This is a genomic window from Methylobacterium sp. 275MFSha3.1, assembly GCF_900108435.1.
GTDB lineage: Bacteria > Pseudomonadota > Alphaproteobacteria > Rhizobiales > Beijerinckiaceae > Methylobacterium.
This window is the reverse complement of the sequence record NZ_FNWP01000013.1, coordinates 1-23,154: the sequence shown is the minus strand read 5'-3', so window position 1 is coordinate 23,154 and position 23,154 is coordinate 1. Positions and strand designations below refer to the sequence as shown.

Sequence of the window (23,154 nt, the reverse complement as noted above, 5' to 3'; positions counted from 1 at the left end):
GCGTGCGGGCCCCGCACGGCGTCCCGGGCGGCGCGTGCGCGCCGACGCGGTTGCGCGAACCCGCCCGCTGGGGCACCGATGGCGCTGTCCTGTCCCGCCGGTTCCTCGCCCCATGTCCGAGTCACGCGCCTGGTCCGATGCCTGAGACCGTCGGGACCGCGCCCCCGGCCTTCCTCGCGGAGGGCGGTGCGATGGGCGCCCGGATCCGCGCCCACGACTGGTCCGGCTCGCCGCTCGGCCCGCCGGACAGCTGGGCGCCCTGCCTGCGGGCGACCCTGAGCCTGATCCTGGGATCGCGGTTCCCGATGTTCGTGGCGTTCGGGCCCGACCTCGTCTTCCTCTACAACGACGCCTACGCGGAGATCCTGGGCGACAGGCATCCCGCGGCGCTCGGCGCGCGCTTCCGCGACGTCTGGAAGGAGATCTGGCCGGAGATCGGCCCCCTGATCGACCGGGCGCTCGCCGGCGCGGCGACGTGGTCCGAGAACATGCCTCTGACCATGAACCGGCACGGCTACGACGAGCCGACCTGGTTCACCGTCTCGTACGCGCCGGTGCGCGACGAGGCGGGCCGGGTCGCCGGCCTGCACTGCGCCTGCACGGAGACGACCGGCCGCGTCCAGGCCGAGGCGCGCCTGCGCGAGGCGGAGGCCCGGATCCGGGCCCTCGCCGACCACCTCCCGGGCGGCTACGTCTACCAGCTCGCCATGGCCCCCGACGGCGCCGACCGGCGCTTCCTCTACGTGTCGCAGGGCTTCGAGCGCATGACCGGCCTGGCGGCCGGGGACGTGCTTGCCGACCCGGCGGTCGCCTACGACCTGATCCTGCCGGAATACCGCGCCGCCGTCGCCGAGGCGGAGGCCGCCGCGATCCGCGACCTCGCGCATTTCGACGTCGCGGCGCCCATGCGCCGGCCGGACGGCACCCACGTCTGGACGCGCATCATCTCGGCCCCCCGCCGCGTCGGCGACACGCTGGTCTGGGACGGGCTGCATCTCGACGACACGGTGCGCCGCCGGACCGAGGAGCAGCTGCGGGAGAGCGAGCGGCGCCTGCGGCTCGCGACCGAGGCGGCCGAGATCGGCCTCTGGGACGTCGACGTCGTCGCCGACACCCTGTTCTGGCCCGCGCGGGTCAAGGCGATGTTCGGCATCTCGGCCGACGTGCCGGTCACGATGGCCGATTACTACGCCGGCCTGCATCCCGAGGACCGGGCGGCCACGAGCGCGGCCTACGCCTCCGCCCTCGATCCCGCGCGGCGCGCCGTCTACGACGTGGAGTACCGCACCGTCGGCAAGGAGGACGGCGTCGTGCGCTGGGTCGCCGCCAAGGGGCGCGGGATCTTCGAGGGCGCGCGCTGCGTGCGGGTGATCGGCACGGCGATCGACATCACCGCCCGCAAGCAGGCCGAGGAAGCCCTGCGCGCCAGCGAGGCGCAGTTCCGGGTCCTGTCGCAGGTGCTGCCGAACTTCGTCTGGGCGACCGACGCGGCCGGGGCGGCGAACTGGTTCAACGCGCGCGTCTACGCCTACGCGGGCCGGGAGCCCGGCACCCTCGACGGCGCGGGCTGGCGGGGGATCATCCATCCCGACGATCAGGACCGGGTCGACGAGGAATGGCGGGCGGCCGTCCGGTCGCGGGCCGACTACCAGTCCGAGTACCGCCTGCGCCGCGCCGACGGCGCGTATCGCTGGTTCCTGGCCCGGGCGCAGCCGGTCCTGGGCGCCGACGGCGCTGTCACCCGCTGGGTCGGCACCAGCACCGACATCGACGACCAGAAGCGGCTCATGGCCGAGCTCGTGCGCTTCAACCTGACCCTGGAGCAGCGCGTGGCCGAGCGCACGGCCGAGCACGACCGGGTCTGGCGCAACTCGCGCGACCTGCTGGCCGTGGTCGGGGCCGACGGCATCTTCCGCGCGGTCAATCCGGCCTGGCAGACGATCCTGGGGCACGAGCCCGCCGCGGTGGTGGGGCGCAGCTTCCTGGACTTCATCTGGCCCGAGGATGCGGGCGCGACCCAGGAGGCGCTCGAAGCGGCCGCCGCGGCGCGCGACCTGACCGATTTCGAGAACCGCTACCGGCACAGGGACGGCACCCTGCGGCTGATCTCGTGGCGCACCTCCGTCGAGGGCGCGCAGGTCTACGCCTACGGCCGCGACGTCACCGCCGAGAAGGCCCAGGCCGAGGCGCTCCGGCACGCCGAGGAGGCGCTGCGGCAGTCGCAGAAGCTGGAGGCGGTGGGCCAGCTCACCGGCGGTGTCGCCCACGACTTCAACAACCTCCTGACGATCATCCGCTCGTCGGTCGACTTCCTCCGCCGGCCGGACCTGGCGGAGGAGCGCCGGTCCCGCTACCTCAACGCCGTCTCGGAGACGGTGGACCGCGCGGCGAAGCTCACCGGCCAGCTCCTCGCCTTCGCGCGGCGACAGGCGCTGAAGCCCGAGATCCTCGACGTCGGCGCGCGGCTGCGCGGCGTGGCCGACCTCCTCGACACGGTCACGGGCGCCCGCATCGCGGTCGTGACCGAGCTGCCGGAGCGGCCCTGCTTCATCCGGGTCGATCTCAGCCAGTTCGAGACCGCGCTGGTCAACATGGCGGTGAACGCCCGGGACGCCATGGACGGCGCCGGAACGCTGACCCTGCGCCTGCGCTGCGGCGCGGCGCTGCCGCCGATCCGCGGCCATGCCGGCGCGCCCGGCCCGTTCGCGGCGATCGACCTCGTCGACACCGGCACCGGCATCGCGCCGGACGTGCTGGCGCGGGTGTTCGAGCCGTTCTTCACCACCAAGGAGGTGGGCAAGGGCACCGGACTCGGCCTGTCCCAGGTCTTCGGCTTCGCCAAGCAGTCCGGCGGCGACGTCGCGGTCGAGAGCGCGCCCGGCCGCGGCGCCACCTTCACGCTCTACCTGCCGCAGGTCGAGCCCGAGGCGTCCTGCGCCGCCGCCGCGGAGGCCGCCGCCCTCGACCCCGGCGGCGCGGGGCAGCGGGTTCTGGTGGTGGAGGACAACATCGAGGTCGGCCGCTTCGCCACGCAGATCCTGGAGGATCTCGGCTACGCGACGACCTGGGCGACCAACGCCGAGGAGGCGCTGGACCAGCTCGGGGCCGACGGCGCGGCCTTCGACGCCGTGTTCTCCGACGTGGTCATGCCCGGCATGGGCGGGATCGCGCTGGCCCGGCTCCTCCGGCAGCGGATGCCGCACCTGCCGGTGGTTCTGGCCTCCGGCTACAGCCACGCCCTCGCCCAGGAGGGGATCCGCGACTTCGAGCTGCTGCCCAAGCCCTACTCCGCCGACCAGGTCTCGCGCGTGCTGCGCAAGGTCGTCGGCGCGCGGCGGAGGCGGCCGAGGGGCGGGCAGCCGGGCGGGCAGCCCTGACGCGGCGGGGCGCTGCCGGGACCAGCGGAGACCTGACAGAGACCTGACAGAGACCTGACAGAGGCCTGACGCCGCAGCCGGGCGGCGACGGGCGGTCCCGGCGCCATGTTCCCGCGGGAGGTTCCGCGCGCGGGAGACGCCGCGCCCGCCCCCGGAGGTCCCATGGACAGGGTCATGTACGCGCTCGTCACCCTGGCGGAGGCGGTGCTCGGGATCTTCGGCGTGCGGGCGCTCTACGAGCAGCCCGCCTACGCGGTCGTCGAGCGCCTCGACCGCGGGGTCGAGATCCGGTCCTACGCGCCGCGCCTCGCGGTCGAGACCGACGCGCGCGGCCAGGGCGACGGCGACGCCTTCGGGCGGCTGTTCCGCTACATCACCGGCGCGAACCGGGCCGGGGACCGCATCGCCATGACGGCGCCGGTCGAGAGCGGCGGCCAGCGCATCGCCCAGCCCATCGCCATGACCGTCCCGGTGGAGCGGGACGGCACCGGCACGATGCGGTTCTTCCTGCCCCGCGCGGTGGCGGCGGCCGGGGCGCCGGCCCCGACCGAGCCGGGGGTCCGGCTGGTCGAGGTCCCGGCCGAGCGGGTCGCGGCCCTGCGCTTCTCCGGCCGCCTCACCCCGGAGGCGCGGGCCGCGCAGGCGGGCATCCTCGCCGCCGTCCTGGCGGCGGCCGGCCGCGCACCGGCGGGCGCGCCCTTCGTCATGGGCTACGACCCGCCCTTCGCGATCCCGTTCCTGCGCCGGAACGAGGTCGCCGTCCGCCTGCCGCCGCCGTGAGAGCCGGGACCGGTCCTGACGACCCGGCGCGCGGCCTCGGACGCCGCCCCGGAGGACCGGCCCGATTGCGCAATTATCCCGCGATGTCCTTCATAATAATCCCGAAGACTTGCCGCCATCTTCCTCTTTTGTTGTCTTTGCGCCACAGGCCCGATCATTCGAGCCCGCAAGTCGTCCCCCGCAGGGATTAAACAGAATGTGAATTGAGGTCGCGACCCGACCCGAGATCAGTGAGGCGCACGCAGCCGACGCGAAGCGGCGCGTGCCTTCGAATCCAGGTTGGGGGAAGATATGCGGGCCCTGCGAGGCAGCTTGATCGCGTCCGTGGCTCTGTTGCCGGGTGTCGCGCAGGCTCAACAATCCGTCACCCTCGGCGAGATCAGCGTCGTCTCGACGTCGCCGGTGGGGGCGGGCGGCGGCAATTCCAGCGGCGTCCAGAATCTCGATACGCTCGCCCAGGCCGCGCCGACCTTGCCGGCCCCGGCCGCCGGGGTGCGGCTGCGCGGCTCCGAGCAGCCGCTCAACAAGATCCCCAGCACCGTCGAGACCGTCACGGCCCGGCAGATCGAGGTCGATCAGGGCTCCGACAACGTGATCGCCACGCTGGCGCGGCGCACGCCCGGGGTGAACCTCAACGACTCGCAGGGCAATTCGAACCGGGTCGATCTCAGCTACCGCGGCTTCACGGCCTCGTCGGTGCAGGGCGTGCCACAGGGGCTCGCCGTCTACCAGAACGGCGTGCGCATCAACGAGGCCTTCGGCGACGTCGTCAATTTCGACCTGATCCCGCCGCAGGCGATCCAGCGCATCGACGTGGTCACCGGCAACCCGGTCTTCGGCCTCAACGCCATCGGCGGCGCGGTCAACATCCAGATGAAGAACGGCTTCACCTGGCAGGGCACCGAGATCTCGGCCTGGGGCGGCTCGGACGCGCGCACCGCCGGCTACCTCGAGTACGGCAAGATCTCCGGTCCCTGGAGCTTCTACTTCACCGGCGACGGCCTGAACGACCGCGGCTGGCGCTACCAGAACCCGAGCACGATCGGCCGCCTCTACGCGGATCTCGGCTACCGCTCGCAGGATTCGGAGTTCCACCTGATCGGACTCGCCGCCCGCAGCTTCTACGGCGCGGCCGCCGCCACGCCGGTGGACTTCACCCATCTCGACCCGCGGGCGATCTTCACCTACCCGCAGACCCAGACGACGCAGGTGGGCACGCTCCAGCTGACCGGCCGGGTCGACCTCTCGCCGACCTGGGACCTCGCCGGCAACGCCTATTACCGGCGCTTCAGCGAGTTCTACGTCGACGGCAACCAGGGCAACTTCGAGAACTGCAGCAGCCGCAGCAGCTTCCGGGGCTCGCTCTGCTACCAGGACGACGCGTTCAACGTGAACGCGCCGCCCACCAGCCAGGTGGCGGCGCGCCGGGCCTACGCCAACCAGTTCGCGATCCTCGGCCTGAACAACCAGACGATCCCGTTCGTCCGGAACATCCCGTACGGCACGATCGACACGACCCGGACGGAGGCCGAATCCTACGGCGGCTCGCTCCAGGCCGCCAACCGCGACCGGATCTTCGGCCTGAACAACGCCTTCGTGGTCGGCGGCAGCGTCGACGCCTCGAATTTCTCGTTCAAGTCGGCGAGCCAGCTGGGCGTGATCAACCCGAACCTGTCGATTACCGTCGACCCGAACAACCCGTATTACGGCACGATCCCGGGCCTCGGCACGCCGGACATCCGCACGCTGGGGGCGATCGGCCTCGCGCCGGGCAACGTCAGCGGCTCGACCCTGTATCTCGGCCTCTACGCCACCGACACGCTGGACGTGACCGACCGGCTGTCGCTGACCGGCGGCTTCCGGCTCAACTACGCCCGCATCCAGACCCGGGACCAGACCGGGTTCTCGCCGGACGTCACCGGCGTGCACGAGTACACCAAGGTCAACCCGCTCGCGGGCCTGACCTACCAGTTCGACCCGGCGCTGAATCTCTACGGCGGCTACTCGGAATCGAACCGCGCCCCGACCCCGCTGGAGCTGTCCTGCTCCAGTCCGACCCAGCCGTGCCTGCTGCCGAACTCGCTCGTGGCCGATCCGCCGCTCAAGCAGGTCACCGGCCGGACCTACGAGGCCGGCTTCCGCGGCGTGATCCCGGCCTTCCTGTCGGGCGGCGCCCTCACCTACAAGGCCGGCGTCTACCGCACCGACCTGAGCAACGACCTCTACCAGGTCGCCGTCGCGGGCAACGCCGCCCGCGCCTACTACATCAACGTCCCGGCGACCCGGCGCCAGGGCATCGAGGTCGGCGCCGAGTACGCGGTCACGCCCGACCTGCTGGTCTACGCCAACTACGCCCTGGTCGACGCGACCTTCCAGTTCAACGCGACCCTCTCGTCGCCCAACAACCCCCTGGCGAGCACCGGCGCGGCCGGCGGCGCCGTGGGCGGCGACGTGATCCCGAACGGCGGCATCCGTGTCCGGCCGGGCGACAAGATCCCGCTGATCCCCGATCACCAGATCAAGGCGGGCTTCGAGTACAGCATCACCCCGAACTGGCGCTTCGGCCTCAACGTCTCGGCCTTCTCGTCGTCCTACTACCGGGGTGACGAATCGAACCTCAACCGCAAGCTGCCGGCCTACTACGTGATGAACCTGACGACGAAGTATCAGGTCAGCAAGAACCTGGAGATCTTCGGGCTGATCACCAACCTGACCAACAACCGCTACGCCACGTTCGGCACCTTCGCCGAGACGGGCGCAGTGGCCGGCAACCTGTCGATCAACGACCCGCGGACCACGACCCTGGCGCAGCCGCTCTCGATCTACGCCGGCCTCACCTACCGGTTCGGGGCGGATCCGGTCCCGATGGCGCCGGAGCCGATCATCCGGAAGTACTGATCCCGTCCGGGGAGAACGACGGAACAACGGAGCGAGGGGCCGGGGGATCCGCGGCCCCTCTTCCGTTCGAGCCCGCGCGCCTTCGCGCCCGGACGATGAGCCCGGTCTTTCAAACCCAGATGAGTGCGGCCGCCGACCCGATCTGTATCCCTGATCGGCCGCCGGCGAGGCTTGCGGGCGCTCCCGTCCCGGTCATCCCGATCCTGGAGACACCCATGCCGCGCTACTTCATCGACACCGCCGACCACGTCGCCGTCCGGGACGACGAGGGCACGGTCCTCTCGGACCGGGTCGCCCTGCGGGACCTGCTGCGCCGGACCCTGACGGCGCTCCTGCACGACGAGGGCGAGGAGACCGGGGTGAACGACTTCACCGCCAGCGCCTACGACGAGGACGGTCGCCTCGTGATGCGGGCCCGGGCCAGCTTCCACGTCGTGGACCCGTAGGGGACGCCCGGCAGGACGTCCCCGCACCCCGGTCAGGCCGCGTCCGGCATGCGGTCGAGAAGCTTGTCGAGGGTGATCGGGTAGTCGCGCACGCGGATGCCGGTGGCGTTGTAGATCGCGTTCGCGACCGCGGCGCCGACCCCCGAGATGCCGAGCTCGCCCACGCCCTTGGCCTTCATGGGCGAGGACATCGGGTCGACCTCGTCGAGGAAGATCACCTCCTGGTGCGGGATGTCGGCGTGGACCGGCACCTCGTAGCCGGCGAGGTCGTGGTTGGCGAAGAAGCCGCGCTTGGTGTCGACGACCAGCTCCTCCATCAGGGCCGCTCCGGTGCCCATCACCATCCCGCCGATCACCTGGCTGCGGGCGGATTTCGGGTTGAGGATGCGCCCCGCCGCGCAGACCGCCAGCATCCGCCGCACCCGGACCTCCGCCGTATAGGCATCCACCGCGACCTCGACGAAGTGGGCGCCGAAGGTCGAGACCTGCTGGGTCTTCGAGAACTCACCGAACTCGATCGCGTCCTCGGCCACGAGCTCGCCGTCGGCGGCGGCCCGGGCGAGCGGGATGGCGCGGTTGCCGGCGCGAACCTCGCCCTCCTCGAACACCGCGTCGGTGGCGTTGAAGCCGAGCTTCTGCGCGACCGCCTCCCGCAGCTTCACGCAGGCCGCGTAGACGCCCGCGGTCGACGAGTTGGCGCCGAACTGGCCGCCCGAACCCGACGAGACCGGGAAGTCCGAGTCGCCGAGCCGCGCCACGACCCGGTCGAGGGGCACGCCCATCATCTCGGCGGCGGTCTGCGCGATGATCGTGTAGCTGCCGGTGCCGATATCGGTCATGTCGGTCTCGACCGTGACCGTGCCGTCGGCGGAGAGCCGCACCCGGGCGCCCGACTTCAGCACCATGTTGTCGCGGAACGCCGCCGCCATGCCGTGCCCGACGAGCCAATGCCCCTCCCGGACCTGTCCGGGCTTCGGGTTGCGCCTGGCCCAGCCGAACCGCTCGGCGCCGAGCTTGAGGCAGCCGACGAGGTCGCGGTGGGAGTAGCGCAGGTCCGGCTGGGTCGGGACGACCTGCGTGTCGTTGCGGATGCGGAACTCCACCGGGTCGAGGCCGAGCTTCTCGGCCATCTCGTCCATGGCGACCTCCAGCACCGCGAGGCCCGGGGCCTCGCCGGGGGCGCGCATGGCGTTGCCCTCGGGCAGGTCGAGCCGGGCGAGCTTCATGGCGGTCAGGCGGTTCGCCCCCGCGTAGAGGTACTTGGTCTGGTTCACGGCCGTCTCGGGATCGCCCTCCGGCAGGTTGCCCGAGACGCTCTCGTGCGCGATCGCCGTGATGGTGCCGTCCCGCTGGGCGCCGATCCGGACCCGCTGGATCGTGGCCGGGCGGTGCGTGGTGTTGTTGGCGATCAGCGGGCGGGTCAGCGCCACCTTGACCGGCCGCCCGGTGGCCTTCGCGGCGAGCGCCGCCAGCACCGCGTCGGCGCGCACGAACAGCTTGCCGCCGAAGCCGCCGCCGACATAGGGCGCGTCGAGCCGGACCTTGTCCTTCGGCAGGCCGAGCATCTTGGCGAGGCTGCCGTGGCCCCAGCCGATCATCTGGTTGGCGGTCCAGAGCGTGACCCGGTCGCCGTCCCAGGCCGCCGTCGTGGCGTGCGGCTCCATCATGGCGTGGCTCTCGTCGGACGTCGTGTAGGTCGCGTCGAGCGTCACGGGGGCCTGCGCGAAGGCGCCCTCGAAGTCGCCGGTCCGCTCCTCGCCGTTGCCGCCGCTGCCCTCGCCGCTGTCGGCCGGGACCGGCTCGGCGGTCTTCGCCGCGGCGGCGAGGTCGAACGCACCGGCCTCGGGGGCGTAATCGACCGTCACCAGGAAGGCGGCCGCCCGGGCCTGCTCGAAGGTCTCGGCCACCACGACGGCGATCGCCTGATGGTAGTGCTGGATCACGTCGCCGCCGAACAGGTAGGCGACGTTCATCACGCCGCGCTCGATCCGCAGCGTGTCGAGGGTGGTGACGATCCCGATGACGCCGGGCGCCTGCCGGGCCGAGGCCGTGTCGATGCTGCGCACCCGGCCCTTGGCGATGGCGGAGCCCAGCACGTAGCCGTAGGCGGCGTCGGGGGCCGCGTCGTGGCGCTCGTACGCGTAGGGCGCGGTGCCGGTGGTCTTGTACTTGCCGTCGATGCGGTCGGTGGGCAGGCCGACGACCTTGAGGCGGTCGATCGGGTTCGGGCCCGCGGCGGTGTCGAACTTCATGGCTCAGGCCCTCGCTTGGTTGAGCGCGGCGCCGAGGGTCCGCTCGGCGAGCTTCAGCTTGTAGGCGTTCTCGTGGGTGGGCTTGGCGTCGGCGAAGACCCGGTCGGTCACGGCCCGGGCGCCCTTCGGGAGATCGGCCTCGGCCGCCTCGACCCGCCAGGGCTTGTGGGCGACGCCCCCGAAGGCGACGTGGCCGGAGCCGTCCTTGCCCAGGATCGCCGCCACCGAGACCAGCGCGTAGGCGTAGGAGGCGCGGTCGCGGACCTTGCGGTAGATGTGCGTCCCGGGAACGGGCTTCGGCAGCGTCACCGCGGTGATGAGCTCGCCGGGCTCGAGGTTCGTGTCGCGCGACGGGTCGTCGCCCGGCAGGCGGTGGAACTCGGCGATCGGGATCTTCCGCGCGGCGCCCCCGGCGTCGATCGTCTCCACGGTGGCGTCGAGGACGCGCATGGCCACCGCCATGTCGCCCGGATGCGTGGCGATGCAGGCCTCGCTGCCGCCGATCACCGCCAGCTGGCGGCTCACGCCGTCGAGCGCCGAACAGCCAGAGCCCGGCTGGCGCTTATTGCAGGGCTGGGCGGTGTCGTAGAAGTACGGGCAGCGGGTCCGCTGCAGCAGGTTGCCGGCGGTGGTCGCCTTGTTGCGCAGCTGGCCGGAGGCGCCGGCGAGCAGCGCGCGGGCGAGGACCCCGTAATCCGCGCGCACCCGCGGATGGGCCGCGAGATCGGTGTTGCGCACCAGGGCGCCGATGCGCAGGCCGCCCTCCTCGGTCGGCTCGACCGCGTCGAGGCCGAGCCCGTTCACGTCGACGAGGTGGCGCGGGGTCTCGATCTGCAGCTTCATCAGGTCGAGCAGGTTGGTGCCGCCGGCGATGAACTTGGCGTCGGGCGTGGCGGCGACGGCGGCGGCGGCCGCGGCGGGCGTGCCCGGGCGCTCGTACGTGAAGGACTTCATGCGCGGCTCCCGGCGACTTCGGTGATCGCCTCGACGATGTTGGAATAGGCGCCGCAGCGGCAGAGGTTGCCGCTCATCCGCTCGCGGATCTCGGTCTCGGTCACCTGCGGCGCCGCGCCGAGATCGGCCGTGACGTGGCTCGGGATGCCGGCCCTGATCTCCTCCAGGACGGCCACGCCCGAGCAGATCTGGCCCGGCGTGCAGTAGCCGCACTGGTAGCCGTCGTGCTTGACGAAGGCCGCCTGCATCGGGTGCAGGCTGTCGGGCTGCCCCAGGCCCTCGACGGTCACGATCTCGGCGCCCTGGTGCATGATCGCCAGCGTCAGGCAGGCGTTGATGCGCCGCCCGTCGACGATCATCGTGCAGGCGCCGCACTGGCCGTGATCGCAGCCCTTCTTGGACCCGGTCAGGTGCAGGTGCTCGCGCGCGGCGTCGAGCAGGCTGGTGCGGGTGTCGAGTTCGAGCGTGCGCCGCTCGCCGTTCACCGTGAACGTGACGGCGGCGAGGACCGGTGCGTCGGTCCGCGCAGGTCTGGCGCCCGGGTCCTGGGGCACGGTTTCGGCGCTCACCATCAAGTCTCTCTCCGGTTCAGATCACGAAGGCGCGGACGGGATCCCGGTCGCCGGGGCCCGCGGGCGGAACATCCCGGCGGAACATCCCGGCAAGACATCCCGCAAAGCGGCGGCACCCTGGATCGGCTCCAAGGTAGAGCCCGCTCCCGCGATGGTCAGGGGGGGCGGCGCGGCCGGGGACGCGAAAGTTGCGGCGGGCCGCGCCGGGACCCGCCCAAACGAAAGGGCCGACCCGAAGGCCGGCCCCGATCGTCGCGCCGCGGACGCGCCTACTCGGCCGCGGTCATCTCGGCGGTGTAGTGGCCGCACCAGTCCTGGGCGGCGACCACCGGCCAGAGGCCCTTGGACTCGGGCGCGGGCTGGCTGACCGGCGGGTTGAAGCGGCACAGGCCGGCATCGTTCTGCGCGACGGCGCCGTTGCCCTTGTGCTCGTCGAAGAACCGGCAGGTCTCGCACTTGGCGTTCATGGTCGGGCTCCTGTGAGGCCGGCGGCCCGGGGGCCGTCCCGGCGGGGGACGAGAGCTTGGACCTTAGAAGTGATCCAATCTGCGGGGCCAACGTCGGAGCGATCGGGCGGGTTCCCGGCGGCGGATCGGCGATCCCGCTCAGCCGACCGCGGCGAGGCCCGGCTCGGCCCGGGCGGACTCCTCGGCGGGGCCGGCGGGACCGCCGACCGCGGCGGCGTAGTCGGTGATCGGGCGCGGCCTGCCGAACAGGAAGCCCTGCATCTCGCCGCAGGCCTCCTCGGTCAGGAACTTCATCTGCGCGTGGGTCTCGACGCCCTCCGCGACGACGCCCATGCCGAGGCTGCGGCCGAGGCTGAGCACGGCCCGGACGATCACGGCGGCCTGTGGCCCGGTCCCGAGCTGCGCCACGAAGGAGCGGTCGATCTTCAGCTTGTCGAACGGGAAGGCCTGGAGGGTCGCGAGCGACGCGTAGCCGGTCCCGAAATCGTCCATGCTGATCCGGATGCCGTAGCTCTTCAGGCGGCGGAGGATGCCCACGGCCCGCGCCATGTCGTTGATGATGATGCTCTCGGTGACCTCCAGCTCCAGGCGGTCCGGCGAGAGACCGGTCTCGGCCAGGATCGCCAGGACGGTCTCGGGCAGGCCGGGCTTCTGGAACTGGCGGGGCGAGAGGTTGACGGCGACCTTCAGGGGCTGCGCCCACTGGGCCGCCTCGCGGCAGGCCTCGCGCAGCACCCAGTCGCCGAGCGCCACGATCAGGCCGGTCTCCTCGGCCAGGGGCACGAACACGTTGGGCGACACGCTGCCGCGGACCGGGTGGGTCCAGCGCAGGAGCGCCTCGAACCCGACGAGCGCCCCCGTGTGGCCCTCGACCTGCGGCTGGTAGTGCAGGCTCAGGGTGTTGTCGTCGAGGGCCTGGCGCAGGTCGCGCTCGAGCACCCGCCGCTCCTCGGCCTCCTCGTCCATGGCGGGGGTGAAGATCCGGTACGTGCCGCGGCCCTCGGCCTTGGCCCGGTAGAGGGCGAGGTCGGCGCGGCGGTACAGCGGCTCGGCATCCGTCCCGTGCTCGGGGGCCAGCGCGATGCCGACGCTCAGGCCGACGCCGACCCGGTGCCCGCCCACGCTGAACGGGCTGTGGAACAGCGCGATGAGGCGCTCGGCCAGGACCTCGGCCTCGGCCGCGCCGCCGGCCGAGAGCACGGCGAACTCGTCGCCCCCGAGCCGGGCCACCGCCCCGTCCCCCGCGATGCCCCGCAGGCCGGCCGACACGCGCCGGAGGAGCTCGTCCCCGGCCTGGTGGCCGAGGCTGTCGTTCACGCTCTTGAAGCCGTCGAGGTCGAGGTACAGGACCGCGCAGGCGCCGCCGCGCTGGACGATGTCGACGAGGCTGCGCGCGAGGGTCTCGTGGAACAGCGCCCGGTTCGGCAGGCCGGTGAGGACGTCGTGGCGGGCGAGGCGCGCCACCTCGGCCTCCGCGGCCTTCCGCTTGGTGATGTCGGTGAAGGTCCGCACGAAGCCGCCATCCGCCAGGGGCACGGTGCGGATCTCGAGCACGAGGCCGTTGGGCCGCGCCCGCTCGTGAACCTGCGTCTGCCCGGCCTCGCCGCGCTCGATCCAGGTCCGGATCGAGCGGTCCGGGCGCCGGCGCTCGCGGCGGCTCGCCTCGTGGCGCAGCACCGCCCGGTAGCTCGGCCGCGCCTGCATCATCGCCCGGGGCAGGTCGAGGAGCGCCAGAGCCCGCTCGTTGCAGACCCGGACCACGCCGCCGGCGTCGACCATGATGAGGCCCTGGTCCATGCTGTCGAGGGTGGCGTCGAGCAGCAGGGTCTTCTCCCGCAGCATGCGGCCCTGCCGGGCCAGGGCGACGTTGATCCGGCGCAGGTGGTCCAGCATCAGCGTCAGCGCCGCGAAGGCCAGGATCACCGCCATCACGCCGGCGATGCCGCCGGCCAGGACGCCCCGGGCGAGGCCGAGCTGCGGGACCGCCAGGGCCGGGTCCGGCACCACGCGGGCGGCCGCCATGGCGAGGAAGTGCAGGACCGCGATGGCGAGGGTCAGGACGGTCGCGGCCGCGAGCCGGGCCCGCGCGCCCGCGCCGCCGACATGGATGGCCATGCCGGCGGCGGCGAGCCCGCAGCCCACCGCGATCGCCGTGGCGGCCATGGCGGGGTCCCAGGTGAAGTGCCCCGGCAGCCGCACGCCGGCGATGCCGAGGAAGTGCATGCAGGCGATGCCGATCCCGAGCACGAGGCCCGCCCCCGCCCCGGCCCAGCGCGACGGCGTGGCCCGGGCGAACAGGAAGGCCACGGTGGCGGCCGCGATCGCGACGATCAGCGAGAGCAGGGTCGTGCGCGGCTCGTAGCCCAGCACCACGCCGGGATCGTAGCCCAGCATGCCGATGAAGTGGGTGCTCCAGATCCCGGCCCCGATCGAGAAGCCCGAGGCCAGGAGCCAGACCGGCCCGTGCCCGTCGGCGCAGACCTGGACGCGCTGCTCCAGCTTGAGGGCCACCGCGCAGGAGATCCAGCACACGCAGGCGGCCAGGGCGACCACCCAGCCGGTATGTTCCTCGGTCAGGCAAGCGAACGCGCGATACATCGAGGTGCCCCGCCCTTCTGCGACGGCGGGAACCTTAACCCGCGGATACTAATCAGAAGTTGCATTCCGCCCGGACACGGGTCCGATCCGCGATGCGGACGAGGCTCTTCCGGGCGCCGCCGGGCGCCGCCGGGCGCCGGTCAGGCCGCAGGTCAGGAGTTGTATGTTCGGGCGCGGCGGGGGTCCGCCCGCCCGTGCCCGTCGCGGCGCCCGTCAGCCGCGCCCGTCGCCGCGGATCTCGATCGGCCGCGCCGCGAAATCCGTCAGGAGTTCCTGGAGCTCGTCCTCGTGGACGAGGCGCGCCGCCTCCTCGGGCGCGAACCATTGCAGGGTGCGCTGATCCTGTTCCGGCCAGCGCTCGTGCTGGGCCTCGACCCGCAGCGGGTAGACGCGGACCATGCAGGGGAAGGCGCGGCCGTGGTCGAAGCGCTTCTGGTAATGGTACCGTCCGACCGGGTTCGCGGCGATCTGCCCTTCGAGCCCCGCCTCCTCGTAGGCCTCCCGCGCGGCGGCCTGATGGGCCTTCCGGCCGGTCATCGGCCAGCCCTTCGGGATGATCCAGCGTCCCGTATCCCGCGAGGTGATCAGCAGGACCTCGATCCGGCCGTCGGCGCCGACGCGGAACGGCAGGGCCGCCACCTGCTTGAGCGGTTTGACCTGCGCCTTGCGGAGCAGCTTCTTCAAGTTCGGCCGCTTGGATGCCGTCTTCAGCGCTGACCTCGCGGACGGAGAAGGGCGGGATTTCTGATGATGCTTCTGCAATCGACGGCCTCCTCACGCTTTTACATAAGTTTAACACGATCCCATTGCAGCCCGCGCGCATTGGCACCGAGCCATGCCTGTAACGCTGTGCTCATCCCCGCCAGGCGGCTTGTCGCGGGCCGGCTTGTCGGCGAAGGCTGACGCGTCAAACGTCCACGAGGCGCGGCATGGCTGTCGAGATCGAGCGCAAGTTCATCGCGAACCCGTCGGTTCTGGCGCTGTGCCGGGCGGGGACGCCCCTGGTTCAGGGATACCTCTTCACCGACGCGGCCAACACGATCCGGATCCGCCGGGCCGGTGAGCGCGCGCTGATCACGTGGAAGAGCCCGCGCCGCGGCGCCAGCCGGGACGAGATCGAGTTCGCCATCGCGCCGGAGGACGGCGCGGCGCTCCTCGCCACCGTGCCGCCCGGCCGGCGGCTCGAGAAGACCCGCTACCGGGTCGCGCATGCCGGGGCGGTCTGGGACGTCGACGTGTTCGGCGGGAACCTCGCGGGCCTGATCCTGGCCGAGATCGAACTGGAGCGCGAGGACCAGCCGGTGGTGCTCCCTCCCTGGGTCGAGCGCGAGGTCACCGACGACGCGCGCTACCGCAACTCGCGGCTGGCCGCGGGACCGGTGCCGGAGCGGTGGGCGGCCTAGGTCCCCGACGCGCCGGGCGGATCCGTCCGGTCGAACATCTCGAACATCCGGGCCCGTGAACATCCCGGGGCGGCCACGGTTCTCACGGCATGCCCCGGACCCTGATCACCTGGACGCAGGACGAGACCGCCGGCGTGCCGCTCCCGCGCTTCGTCGGCCGGGTCGGGACGGTCGTCGTGGGGATCTGCGCCTACGACGGATCGAGCCGGTTCTGGACCTGGTGGAGCCCGCTGGCCGAGGACATCTGGGGGCACGGCCAGGACGCCGAGGGCGCCCGGCAGGGCTGCGAAGCCTGGCTGCGCGGATGGCTCGAGAACTTCAGGCCGTTCTTCACCTGACGCGGCCGGCCGCGAGGGCGCGGCCGGGCCGTCGGCGCGGGATCAGCGCATGAAGTGCGGCAGGCGCCGCTTCCAGCGCTCGCCGAGCCGCAGCTCGTTCGTCCGCCGCCCTGCCGTCGACCGGGGCGACGGGCCCTGACCCGACGTGGGATCCGACGTGGGACCGGACGTGGGACCGGACGCGGCCGGCGGTGGGACGCGGGCGGGCGCCTCGTCGACGGGCGGGGCCGGCGGCGGGGCGGTCGGCGCGGCCGGGCGCGACGGCGCCGTCTGCACCTGCGGGAGCGCGTCCCGCGCGGCCGCCCGCGGCCGCCCGCGCCGCGCCCGCGGCGCCGGGACGGTCTCGGCGGCGGGGTCCGTCGCGGCCTCGTCGGCGGCCTCGAGGACCGGCTCGGCCGGGGCCTCGAACATCGGCATGAGGCTCGGCAGGACGCGGCGCACCGGTGCGTCCGGCACCTTCCGTTCCGGGCGCGGCGCCGGTGCCGCCTGAGGGGCGGGCGCGGGTGCGGGCGGCGCGAGGGCGGCCTGCGCCAGTTCCGGCCACAGGATCTTGTCCGGGCGCGGCCGCGCCTCGGTGGCAGTCAGCGTTGTGCGGGCCGAACGGGTCTGCTTGACTTCGACCATGAACGGTCGCGCGCTGCGGCGCTTCATGTAAGATGATCCTTGGAAGCATTCGAGCACGCATGTCGGCGGCACGAACACACCGAGGTTAAGCCTGATCTCGGCCGTTGTCCAGAAAGACGACGTCGTACTGGTCAAATTTCTCTTTAGTCGAGATGGACCGCGGTCGTTTCCAGGCCTCGGGTCGTGAAACCGAAGGCGTGATCGCCCGAGCACCTGCGGACACTGCCCCGTCGCCGCCCGGCGAGGGGGCGATCCGCTGCGGGACGATCTGTTGCGGGGCGGGCGTCGCGCGCGATCGGGTCGTCCGGGATCAGGCGGCCTGCGCCTGCGCCGGGCGGCGCCGCAGGGGACCGGGCGCCCCGAACAGGGACTGGTACAGCGCGGCCGGCGTCCGCGCCTCGCCGCTGCCGTCCGTGATCGTCACCTCGGCCATGCCGGCCGCGATCAGGCTCATGCCCTGATCCAGGGCGGTCAGGACCGAGGCGTGCTGGTAGGCGAACCGGCGCGCGGACAGGCGTGCGGTGACGGTGAAGTGCATGACGACGATCCCGGGAAGCCGGACCCGCCGGGTCCGGACGGCAACGGCGCGCGCGACGCGCTCGGGTGAGAACGGGGCTCCGGCAACGCCGCTGCCGGTCCCGCACCTGCTCGCGGTCAATAAAGTCGTTATCTTGACGAAAGCTTGTTCATCCCCGCTTTGCACGAACAAGGCGCACAATTAGCGGCGGGATTTAGTGGTTGCCGCCGCGCCGCTGCCGTCACGCTTCAGTTCAGGCGGCGGCGCCGTTCCGCGACCTGCCGCCGGGCCAGCCGTCGCCCCAGCGCCATCAGCAGCGCGTCCGCCTCGGCCTTCAGGGCCGGATCGCCCAGCGCCGCGACGGCGTCCTGCGCGGCGAGGGCGTGCTCGACCGCCCGGTCCAGGGGCGTGTCGCCGAGGTCGGGCGCGGTCGCGCCGCCGATCGCCTCGCGCGCGCGCAGCGCCGTGATGTCCACGAGGATCCCGCGCCCGCCCGTCGGCCGGCCGCGACGGTCGCTGGTGAAGCGGCCGCGCGCCAGGACCCAGCGCATCCGGCCGTCGACGGAGATCACCCGGTACTCGGCGACGTAGGAACTCCCCGCCGCGACGCTGCGGCGGATCAGGGTGTCGACCCGGTCGCGGTCGTCGACGTGGATGGCCTCCTCGTAGACGGCCAGCGGGATGCCGGATTCCGCCGCGGTCGGATCGACCTTGAACAGGAGGGCCACCAGGGCGTCGACCCGCACCCGGTCCGTCGCGGGGTCCCACGCCCAGTGCCCGATCATGTCGGCGGAATCGAGCGCGATCTGGAAGGCTTCGGGACAGGTCTGACCGACGGACGCGTTGGTCTTGGGCATGGCGGTGTACGTGTGCGGCTCCGGTCCGGTCGATCTACGGGTTCGGTAGCTGCAACCTCAAGACTTCTTTGACGCATTCATGCAACTGTTGCGTGCTGGCCACTCGCGTCCCGCCGGTCTTCTGTATTATGAATGCTCGAGCCAGCCCGCGCGCCAGAGCCTGACCGCCGATGGGATCGAAGTCACCTGTCCGGAGCGGATCCTCCGGGGCTGCGGCGCCCGAGGACGACCTGTTCGAGCGCTCCGCACCGCCGCACGCGCCGGGTGCCGGGCGGCTGCTGCAGCGGATCGCCGACGCGCTGCAGGTTCCGGCCACCTCCCTGTACGGCCCACTGGGCGCGGAGCGGGGCGCCGGCGTCGCGGGCGGGCGTGCCGACGAGGCCGACGCCCTGCTGCATGCCTACCGGCGCATCGACGATCCCGAGATCCGCCGCCGCGTCCTGACCCTCGTGCAGGATCTGGCGGCCGCACGCTGACCGGTGCGCCCGTGATGCGCTTGTGATGCGCTTGGCCCGCCGCGTGCTAACCTGAGCGGGATTGCAACGCTCGGGCGAGTCGGCATGCTGAACAGACGATCCTTCATGGCCCTGTCGGGGGCCGCCCTCGCGACCCCGGCGCTGGCGCAGGGCAGTGCCGCCCGGACGCTCAAGTTCATCCCGCAGGCCGACCTGACGGTGCTCGATCCGATCTGGACGACCGCCTACGTCACCCGGAATCACGGGCTCGCCGTCTTCGACACGCTCTACGGCACCGATGCCGCCTACGCCGCCCAGCCGCAGATGGTGGCGGGCCACACGGTGGAGAACGACGGCACGCTGTGGCGCCTCACCCTGCGGCCCGGGCTGACCTTCCACGACGGCAGCCCGGTCCTGGCCCGCGACTGCGTGGCGAGCGTCGCGCGCTGGGGCAAGCGCGACGCCATGGGCCAGACGCTCATGGCCTACACGGACGAGCTCTCGGCCCCGGATGACCGGACGATCCAGTTCCGCCTGAAGAAGCCCTTCGCGCTCCTGCCGGACGCGCTGGGCAAGGTCGGCTCCTCGATCTGCGCGATCATGCCGGAGCGTCTCGCCAAGACCGACCCGTTCACGCAGGTGACCGAGATGGTCGGCAGCGGCCCGTTCCGCTTCAAGGCGGACGAGCGCGTGGTCGGCGCCCGGGTGGTCTACGAGCGCTTTGCCGGCTACGTCCCCCGCGAGGGCGGCGAGCCGCAATGGACCTCGGGCCCGAAGCGCGTCCACGTCGACCGGGTCGAGTGGAACGTCATCCCCGATCAGGCGACCGCCGCCTCGGCCATGCAGACGGGCGAGATGGACTGGTGGGAGCAGCCGCCGGCCGACCTCGTGCCCACCCTCCGCGGGCTGACGACGCGGATCACCGACCCGACCGGCCTGATCGGCTGCCTGCGGATGAACCAGCTCCAGCCGCCCTTCGACAATCCGGCGATCCGGCAGGTGCTGCTGAAGGTCGTCGACCAGACCGACTTCATGCAGGCGGTGACCGGCACCGATCCCAAGCTGATCCACGTGCCGACGGGCTTCTTCTGCCCGGGCCTGCCCATGGCGAGCGACGTCGGCCTCGACGCCCTGACCAGCAAGCGCGACTACGCGGGCGCCAAGGCGGCGCTGGCGGCGGCCGGCTACAAGGGCGAGAAGGTGGTGCTGATGGGCGCCTCGGACTTCCCGAGCCTGAAGGCGCTCGCCGACGTGGCGGCCGACATGCTCACGCGCGCCGGCTTCAACGTCGACTATCAGGTCATGGACTGGGGCTCGGTGGTGCAGCGGCGCGCCAAGAAGGAGCCGGTCGCCCAGGGCGGCTGGAGCGCCTTCTGCACCTTCTGGGCGGGGCTCGACCAGGCGAATCCCGCGGTCAGCGCCTTCCTGCGCGGGACCGGACAGAGCGCCGCGATCGGCTGGCCCACCAGCGCGAGGATCGAGGCGCTGCGGGACCAGTGGCTGGACGCCCCGGACACCGCCGCGCGCAAGCGGCTCGCGGGCGAGCTCCAGCAGCAGGCCTTCGTCGACCTGCCCTACCTGCCCCTCGGGCAGTACTTCAACCAGACCTCGTACAAGCCGTCCCTGACCGGCGTCCTCGACGGCGTGCCGGTGTTCTGGAACGTCAAGAAGGGCTGAGGGCGACCGCCGGAGGCGGCGCGGGCGGTCGGGATCCGCCCGCGCCGCCCGCGCGCGGCCAGGCGATCCAGCGGCGCCACGCCGGCAGATGGCGGGCTGCCCTGGGTGGCCTCGTCGCGCGCGAAGACGAGGGCCACCCCGAGCGTCGCGGGAGCCCGCCCGGTATCCGGTCCGGCGCTCGTCGACGGCCTCTCCGACCGTATCCGGACGGTCGCGGACGCCGTTGCCCCTCGACAGATCCGCCCCGTTGAAGCCCGGCGGCGCTTCCCAGCCGCGGCGGCCGCGGGTTAAGCAGGGTCGGCACAGGTCACAACCCAGAGATGACCGGCCCGCGAGGAAGCCCGAGACGCCGCGCCTGCCCGCCGCCCGCGCGGCGGCGCCCGGCGCCGTCCCGCCCCGCGCGGACCCGGCCGTGACTCGGAGACGTGACCTGGATCGACCCGGACCCCCGCGGGGGCCGGCCTGACCCCACGACACGCCGCGAGGATAGGCCCGATGACAGGCTCCCCGGACGAGGCCGCCCTGGAACGCTCGGCGATGCGCAGGATCGGCTGGCGGCTCGTGCCGTTCCTGATCCTCGCCTACTTCGTCTCCTTCCTGGACCGCGTGAATGTCGGCTTCGCGGCGATCCAGATGAACCACGATGTCGGCCTCTCGGCGACCGTGTTCGGCTGGGGCGCCGGCATCTTCTTCCTCGGCTACTTCCTGATGGAGATCCCCAGCAACCTGATGCTGGAGCGCTTCGGGGCGCGGCTGTGGATCGCCCGGATCATGGCGACCTGGGGGCTCATCTCCGCCGCCATGGCCCTGGTGCAGGGGCCGTGGTCGTTCATCGGCCTGCGCTTCCTGCTGGGGCTCGCCGAGGCCGGCTTCTTCCCCGGCGTGATCCTCTACCTGACCTACTGGTTCCCCTCCGCCTATCGGGCGCGGATCATCGGAGTCTTCATGATCTCGATCCCGATCTCGTCGTTCCTGGGCTCGCCGATCTCCGGCGCGCTGCTCAACGTGACGGGATTCGGCCTCGCCGGCTGGCAGTGGCTGTTCATCCTCGAGGGCCTGCCGGCGGTGTTCCTGGCCGTCGCGGTCCTGTGGCTCCTGCCGGACGGCCCGCGGGACGCGGCGTGGCTGCCGGCGGCCGAGCGGGACTGGCTGGAGCGGCAGCTCCGGGCCGAGGCGGCGCGCAACACCCGCAGCGGCCAGCCCGCGAAGCCGCCGCTCTGGGACATCCTGCGCGACCGGCGGCTCGCCCTCTTCGCCGCGATCTATTTCGGCTCGACGGCGAGCAGCTACGGGCTGTCGTTCTGGACGCCGCAGATCGTCAAGAGCTTCGGCCTCGGCAACGTCGAGACCGGGCTCCTGAACAGCATCCCGTACGGCTTCGCGTCCCTGGCGATGGTCCTCTGGGGCCGGCACAGCGACCGGACCGCCGAGCGGCGCTGGCACCTCGCGCTCTCGTTCCTGATCCTGGCGCTGGGGCTCGCGGGCGGCACGGTCCTGTCGGGGCTCGGCCCGGTCGTGGCGGCGCTGACGATCGCCGCCATGGGCGTCTACATGCTCAAGGGCCCGTTCTGGGCGCTCGCGACCGAGCAGATGCCGCCCGCCACCGCGGCGGCGAGCATCGCGGCCATCAACGCGGTCGGCAATCTCGGCGGCTTCCTCGGCCCCTACCTGATCGGCGCGATCAAGGACGGGACCGGCAGCTTCACCCTGAGCCTCCTGCCGCTCGTGGTCTTCGCCCTGCTCTCGGCCGCCCTGTCGCTGGTGCCGGGCCGCGCCCCGCGCCCCGATTCGGGCGCGCCGCGGCCGTCGGCCGTCTGAGCCCGCGGCGAACCGAGTCCGGGACCGGCCGGTTGGCCCGGTGCGGCCGCCGCCCGGCGCTGCGCCGGCCCGGACCGGCCCGGACCGGACCGGACCGGACGGGGTCTTGCGGGCCGTGACCGCGCCGCCGCCAGGAGATCGCCGTGCCCGAGCTCAACGCCATCCTGGAGACGGCGCTGTACGTCGCGGACCTCGACCGCGCCGAGGCCTTCTATCGCGACACGATGGGGTTGCGCTGCCTCTTCACCGACTTCCGCATGCGCGCCTTCGACGTCGGCGGCCGCGGCGTCCTCCTGCTCTTTCCGGAAGGCGGGTCCCTGCAGCCGATCGAGACGCCGGGCGGTCTCATACCGCCCCATGACGGCCGCGGCCCGGCCCATATCGCGTTCTCGATCGACGCCGACGCCCTCGCGCCCTGGGAGGACCATCTCGCGGCCGCCGGCGTGGCCGTCGAGGGCCGCACCCGCTGGCCGCGGGGGGGCGTCAGCGTCTACTTCCGCGACCCGGACGGGCACCTGCTCGAGCTGGCCACACCCGGCCTCTGGAAGGGCTACTGAGGCGGCGCCGGGTCAAGTCCGGGTCGAGGCCGGGCCGGATTCCGGCCGCCCGAACGGCGAAGGGGCCGCCTCCTGTGGGAAGCGGCCCCTTCGCGTTTCGGGTCGGGTGCGACGGTCGGGATGCGAGCGTCGCATCCGACCGTCGCTGGTCGGTCTCAGTAGGAGCCGAACTTGTAGTTCAGGCCGGCGCGGACGACGGCGAACTCGTCGGAGCGGCGACCGATGCCGCTGTAGACGACCGGGAAGTTGTTGGCGGCGTTGATGACGAACGCGCCCTGGTTGCGGGTGTTGCGGTCGAGGTTGACGTACAGGCCTTCGACCTTGAGCGTCACGGCCGAGGAGCGGAAGAAGTTCAGGAACGAGTCGGTGGGCAGGGCGTACTCGATGCCGCCGCCGACGGCCCAGCCGGTGCGGAAGCTGTCGTTGCCGGCATAGCCACCGAAGGAGCGGTCGGCGCTGCCCGAGCCGTAGGCGAAGCCGCCGGTGCCGTACACGAGGGTGCGGTCGAAGGCGTAGCCGAGGCGGCCGCGCACGGTGCCGAAGAAGTCGAGGCTGGAGAGGCCG

19 protein-coding genes and 1 pseudogene are annotated in these 23,154 nt (G+C 72.5%); 10 read left to right on the top strand and 10 right to left on the bottom strand.

The features are described from left to right. Nucleotides 1-137: 137 nt before the first annotated feature. From BLW78_RS16645 to BLW78_RS16630, 4 genes are all read left to right on the top strand, one after another. Entirely contained in the window at nucleotides 138-3,377 is a 3,240-nt protein-coding gene (locus tag BLW78_RS16645; protein ID WP_091680916.1) for a PAS domain-containing protein, read from the top strand. A gap of 162 nt (nucleotides 3,378-3,539) precedes the next feature. Beyond that, nucleotides 3,540-4,157: an SOUL family heme-binding protein gene (locus tag BLW78_RS16640; protein ID WP_091680914.1), complete on the top strand. Its 618-nt coding sequence runs from the start codon at nucleotides 3,540-3,542 to the stop codon at nucleotides 4,155-4,157. Between the two features lie 291 nt (nucleotides 4,158-4,448). Continuing rightward, on the top strand, nucleotides 4,449-7,055 hold the full coding sequence (locus BLW78_RS16635) for a TonB-dependent receptor (protein WP_091680912.1): 2,607 nt from the start codon (nucleotides 4,449-4,451) through the stop codon (nucleotides 7,053-7,055). 215 nt (nucleotides 7,056-7,270) lie between these two features. Then, nucleotides 7,271-7,501 carry a DUF6894 family protein gene (locus tag BLW78_RS16630; protein WP_091680910.1) on the top strand — a complete coding sequence of 77 codons (231 nt, stop codon included), beginning with the start codon at nucleotides 7,271-7,273 and terminating at the stop codon, nucleotides 7,499-7,501. Nucleotides 7,502-7,533: 32 nt separating this feature from the next. Here BLW78_RS16630 and paoC read toward each other — a convergent pair whose 3' ends face one another. The 6 genes from paoC to BLW78_RS16600 form a co-directional block, all read right to left on the bottom strand. Continuing rightward, nucleotides 7,534-9,753 carry an aldehyde oxidoreductase molybdenum-binding subunit PaoC gene (paoC, locus tag BLW78_RS16625; RefSeq protein WP_091680908.1) on the bottom strand — a complete coding sequence of 740 codons (2,220 nt, stop codon included), beginning with the start codon at nucleotides 9,751-9,753 and terminating at the stop codon, nucleotides 7,534-7,536. A gap of 3 nt (nucleotides 9,754-9,756) precedes the next feature. Next, nucleotides 9,757-10,707 carry an FAD binding domain-containing protein gene (locus BLW78_RS16620; protein WP_020094081.1) on the bottom strand — a complete coding sequence of 317 codons (951 nt, stop codon included), beginning with the start codon at nucleotides 10,705-10,707 and terminating at the stop codon, nucleotides 9,757-9,759. Then, nucleotides 10,704-11,279 carry an aldehyde dehydrogenase iron-sulfur subunit PaoA gene (gene paoA, locus BLW78_RS16615; protein WP_020094082.1) on the bottom strand — a complete coding sequence of 192 codons (576 nt, stop codon included), beginning with the start codon at nucleotides 11,277-11,279 and terminating at the stop codon, nucleotides 10,704-10,706. The genes BLW78_RS16620 and paoA overlap by 4 nt, the downstream gene beginning before the upstream one ends. A gap of 269 nt (nucleotides 11,280-11,548) precedes the next feature. Continuing rightward, complete coding sequence (locus BLW78_RS16610; RefSeq protein ID WP_012321181.1) at nucleotides 11,549-11,746, bottom strand: hypothetical protein; 198 nt, start codon at nucleotides 11,744-11,746, stop codon at nucleotides 11,549-11,551. Nucleotides 11,747-11,884: 138 nt separating this feature from the next. Further along, nucleotides 11,885-14,344, bottom strand: a complete 2,460-nt coding sequence (locus tag BLW78_RS16605) for a bifunctional diguanylate cyclase/phosphodiesterase (RefSeq protein WP_091680906.1) — start codon at nucleotides 14,342-14,344, stop codon at nucleotides 11,885-11,887. A gap of 213 nt (nucleotides 14,345-14,557) precedes the next feature. Beyond that, nucleotides 14,558-15,028 (bottom strand): NUDIX hydrolase, encoded by a 471-nt coding sequence (locus tag BLW78_RS16600; protein ID WP_091680905.1) that lies wholly within the window; start codon nucleotides 15,026-15,028, stop codon nucleotides 14,558-14,560. A gap of 245 nt (nucleotides 15,029-15,273) precedes the next feature. Here BLW78_RS16600 and BLW78_RS16595 point away from each other — a divergent pair, with 245 nt between their 5' ends. Both BLW78_RS16595 and BLW78_RS16590 read left to right on the top strand, forming a co-directional pair. After that, nucleotides 15,274-15,747 carry a CYTH domain-containing protein gene (locus BLW78_RS16595; RefSeq protein WP_056533583.1) on the top strand — a complete coding sequence of 158 codons (474 nt, stop codon included), beginning with the start codon at nucleotides 15,274-15,276 and terminating at the stop codon, nucleotides 15,745-15,747. 89 nt (nucleotides 15,748-15,836) lie between these two features. Next, nucleotides 15,837-16,085: a hypothetical protein gene (locus BLW78_RS16590; RefSeq protein ID WP_020094086.1), complete on the top strand. Its 249-nt coding sequence runs from the start codon at nucleotides 15,837-15,839 to the stop codon at nucleotides 16,083-16,085. A gap of 42 nt (nucleotides 16,086-16,127) precedes the next feature. Here BLW78_RS16590 and BLW78_RS16585 read toward each other — a convergent pair whose 3' ends face one another. The 3 genes from BLW78_RS16585 to BLW78_RS16575 form a co-directional block, all read right to left on the bottom strand. Then, complete coding sequence (locus BLW78_RS16585) at nucleotides 16,128-16,736, bottom strand: hypothetical protein (RefSeq protein ID WP_091680903.1); 609 nt, start codon at nucleotides 16,734-16,736, stop codon at nucleotides 16,128-16,130. A 283-nt stretch (nucleotides 16,737-17,019) separates the two neighbouring features. After that, nucleotides 17,020-17,247, bottom strand: coding sequence for a hypothetical protein (locus BLW78_RS16580; RefSeq protein ID WP_020094088.1), 228 nt, complete (start codon nucleotides 17,245-17,247; stop codon nucleotides 17,020-17,022). Nucleotides 17,248-17,474: 227 nt separating this feature from the next. Next, nucleotides 17,475-18,083 (bottom strand): PAS domain-containing protein, encoded by a 609-nt coding sequence (locus BLW78_RS16575; RefSeq protein WP_056533577.1) that lies wholly within the window; start codon nucleotides 18,081-18,083, stop codon nucleotides 17,475-17,477. A 170-nt stretch (nucleotides 18,084-18,253) separates the two neighbouring features. On the opposite strand from BLW78_RS16575, the gene BLW78_RS16570 reads away from it, so the two are divergent. From BLW78_RS16570 to BLW78_RS16555, 4 genes are all read left to right on the top strand, one after another. Then, nucleotides 18,254-18,559 carry a hypothetical protein gene (locus BLW78_RS16570; RefSeq protein ID WP_056533575.1) on the top strand — a complete coding sequence of 102 codons (306 nt, stop codon included), beginning with the start codon at nucleotides 18,254-18,256 and terminating at the stop codon, nucleotides 18,557-18,559. A gap of 84 nt (nucleotides 18,560-18,643) precedes the next feature. Next, a complete protein-coding gene (locus BLW78_RS16565) occupies nucleotides 18,644-20,215 on the top strand; it encodes an ABC transporter substrate-binding protein (RefSeq protein ID WP_091680902.1) in 1,572 nt (523 codons plus the stop codon). A gap of 495 nt (nucleotides 20,216-20,710) precedes the next feature. After that, nucleotides 20,711-22,033, top strand: coding sequence for an MFS transporter (locus tag BLW78_RS16560; RefSeq protein ID WP_020094092.1), 1,323 nt, complete (start codon nucleotides 20,711-20,713; stop codon nucleotides 22,031-22,033). Between the two features lie 143 nt (nucleotides 22,034-22,176). Further along, nucleotides 22,177-22,590, top strand: a complete 414-nt coding sequence (locus tag BLW78_RS16555) for a VOC family protein (protein WP_020094093.1) — start codon at nucleotides 22,177-22,179, stop codon at nucleotides 22,588-22,590. 155 nt (nucleotides 22,591-22,745) lie between these two features. Here BLW78_RS16555 and BLW78_RS16550 read toward each other — a convergent pair. After that, a pseudogene (locus BLW78_RS16550) lies at nucleotides 22,746-23,154 on the bottom strand (outer membrane beta-barrel protein); the annotation flags it as partial.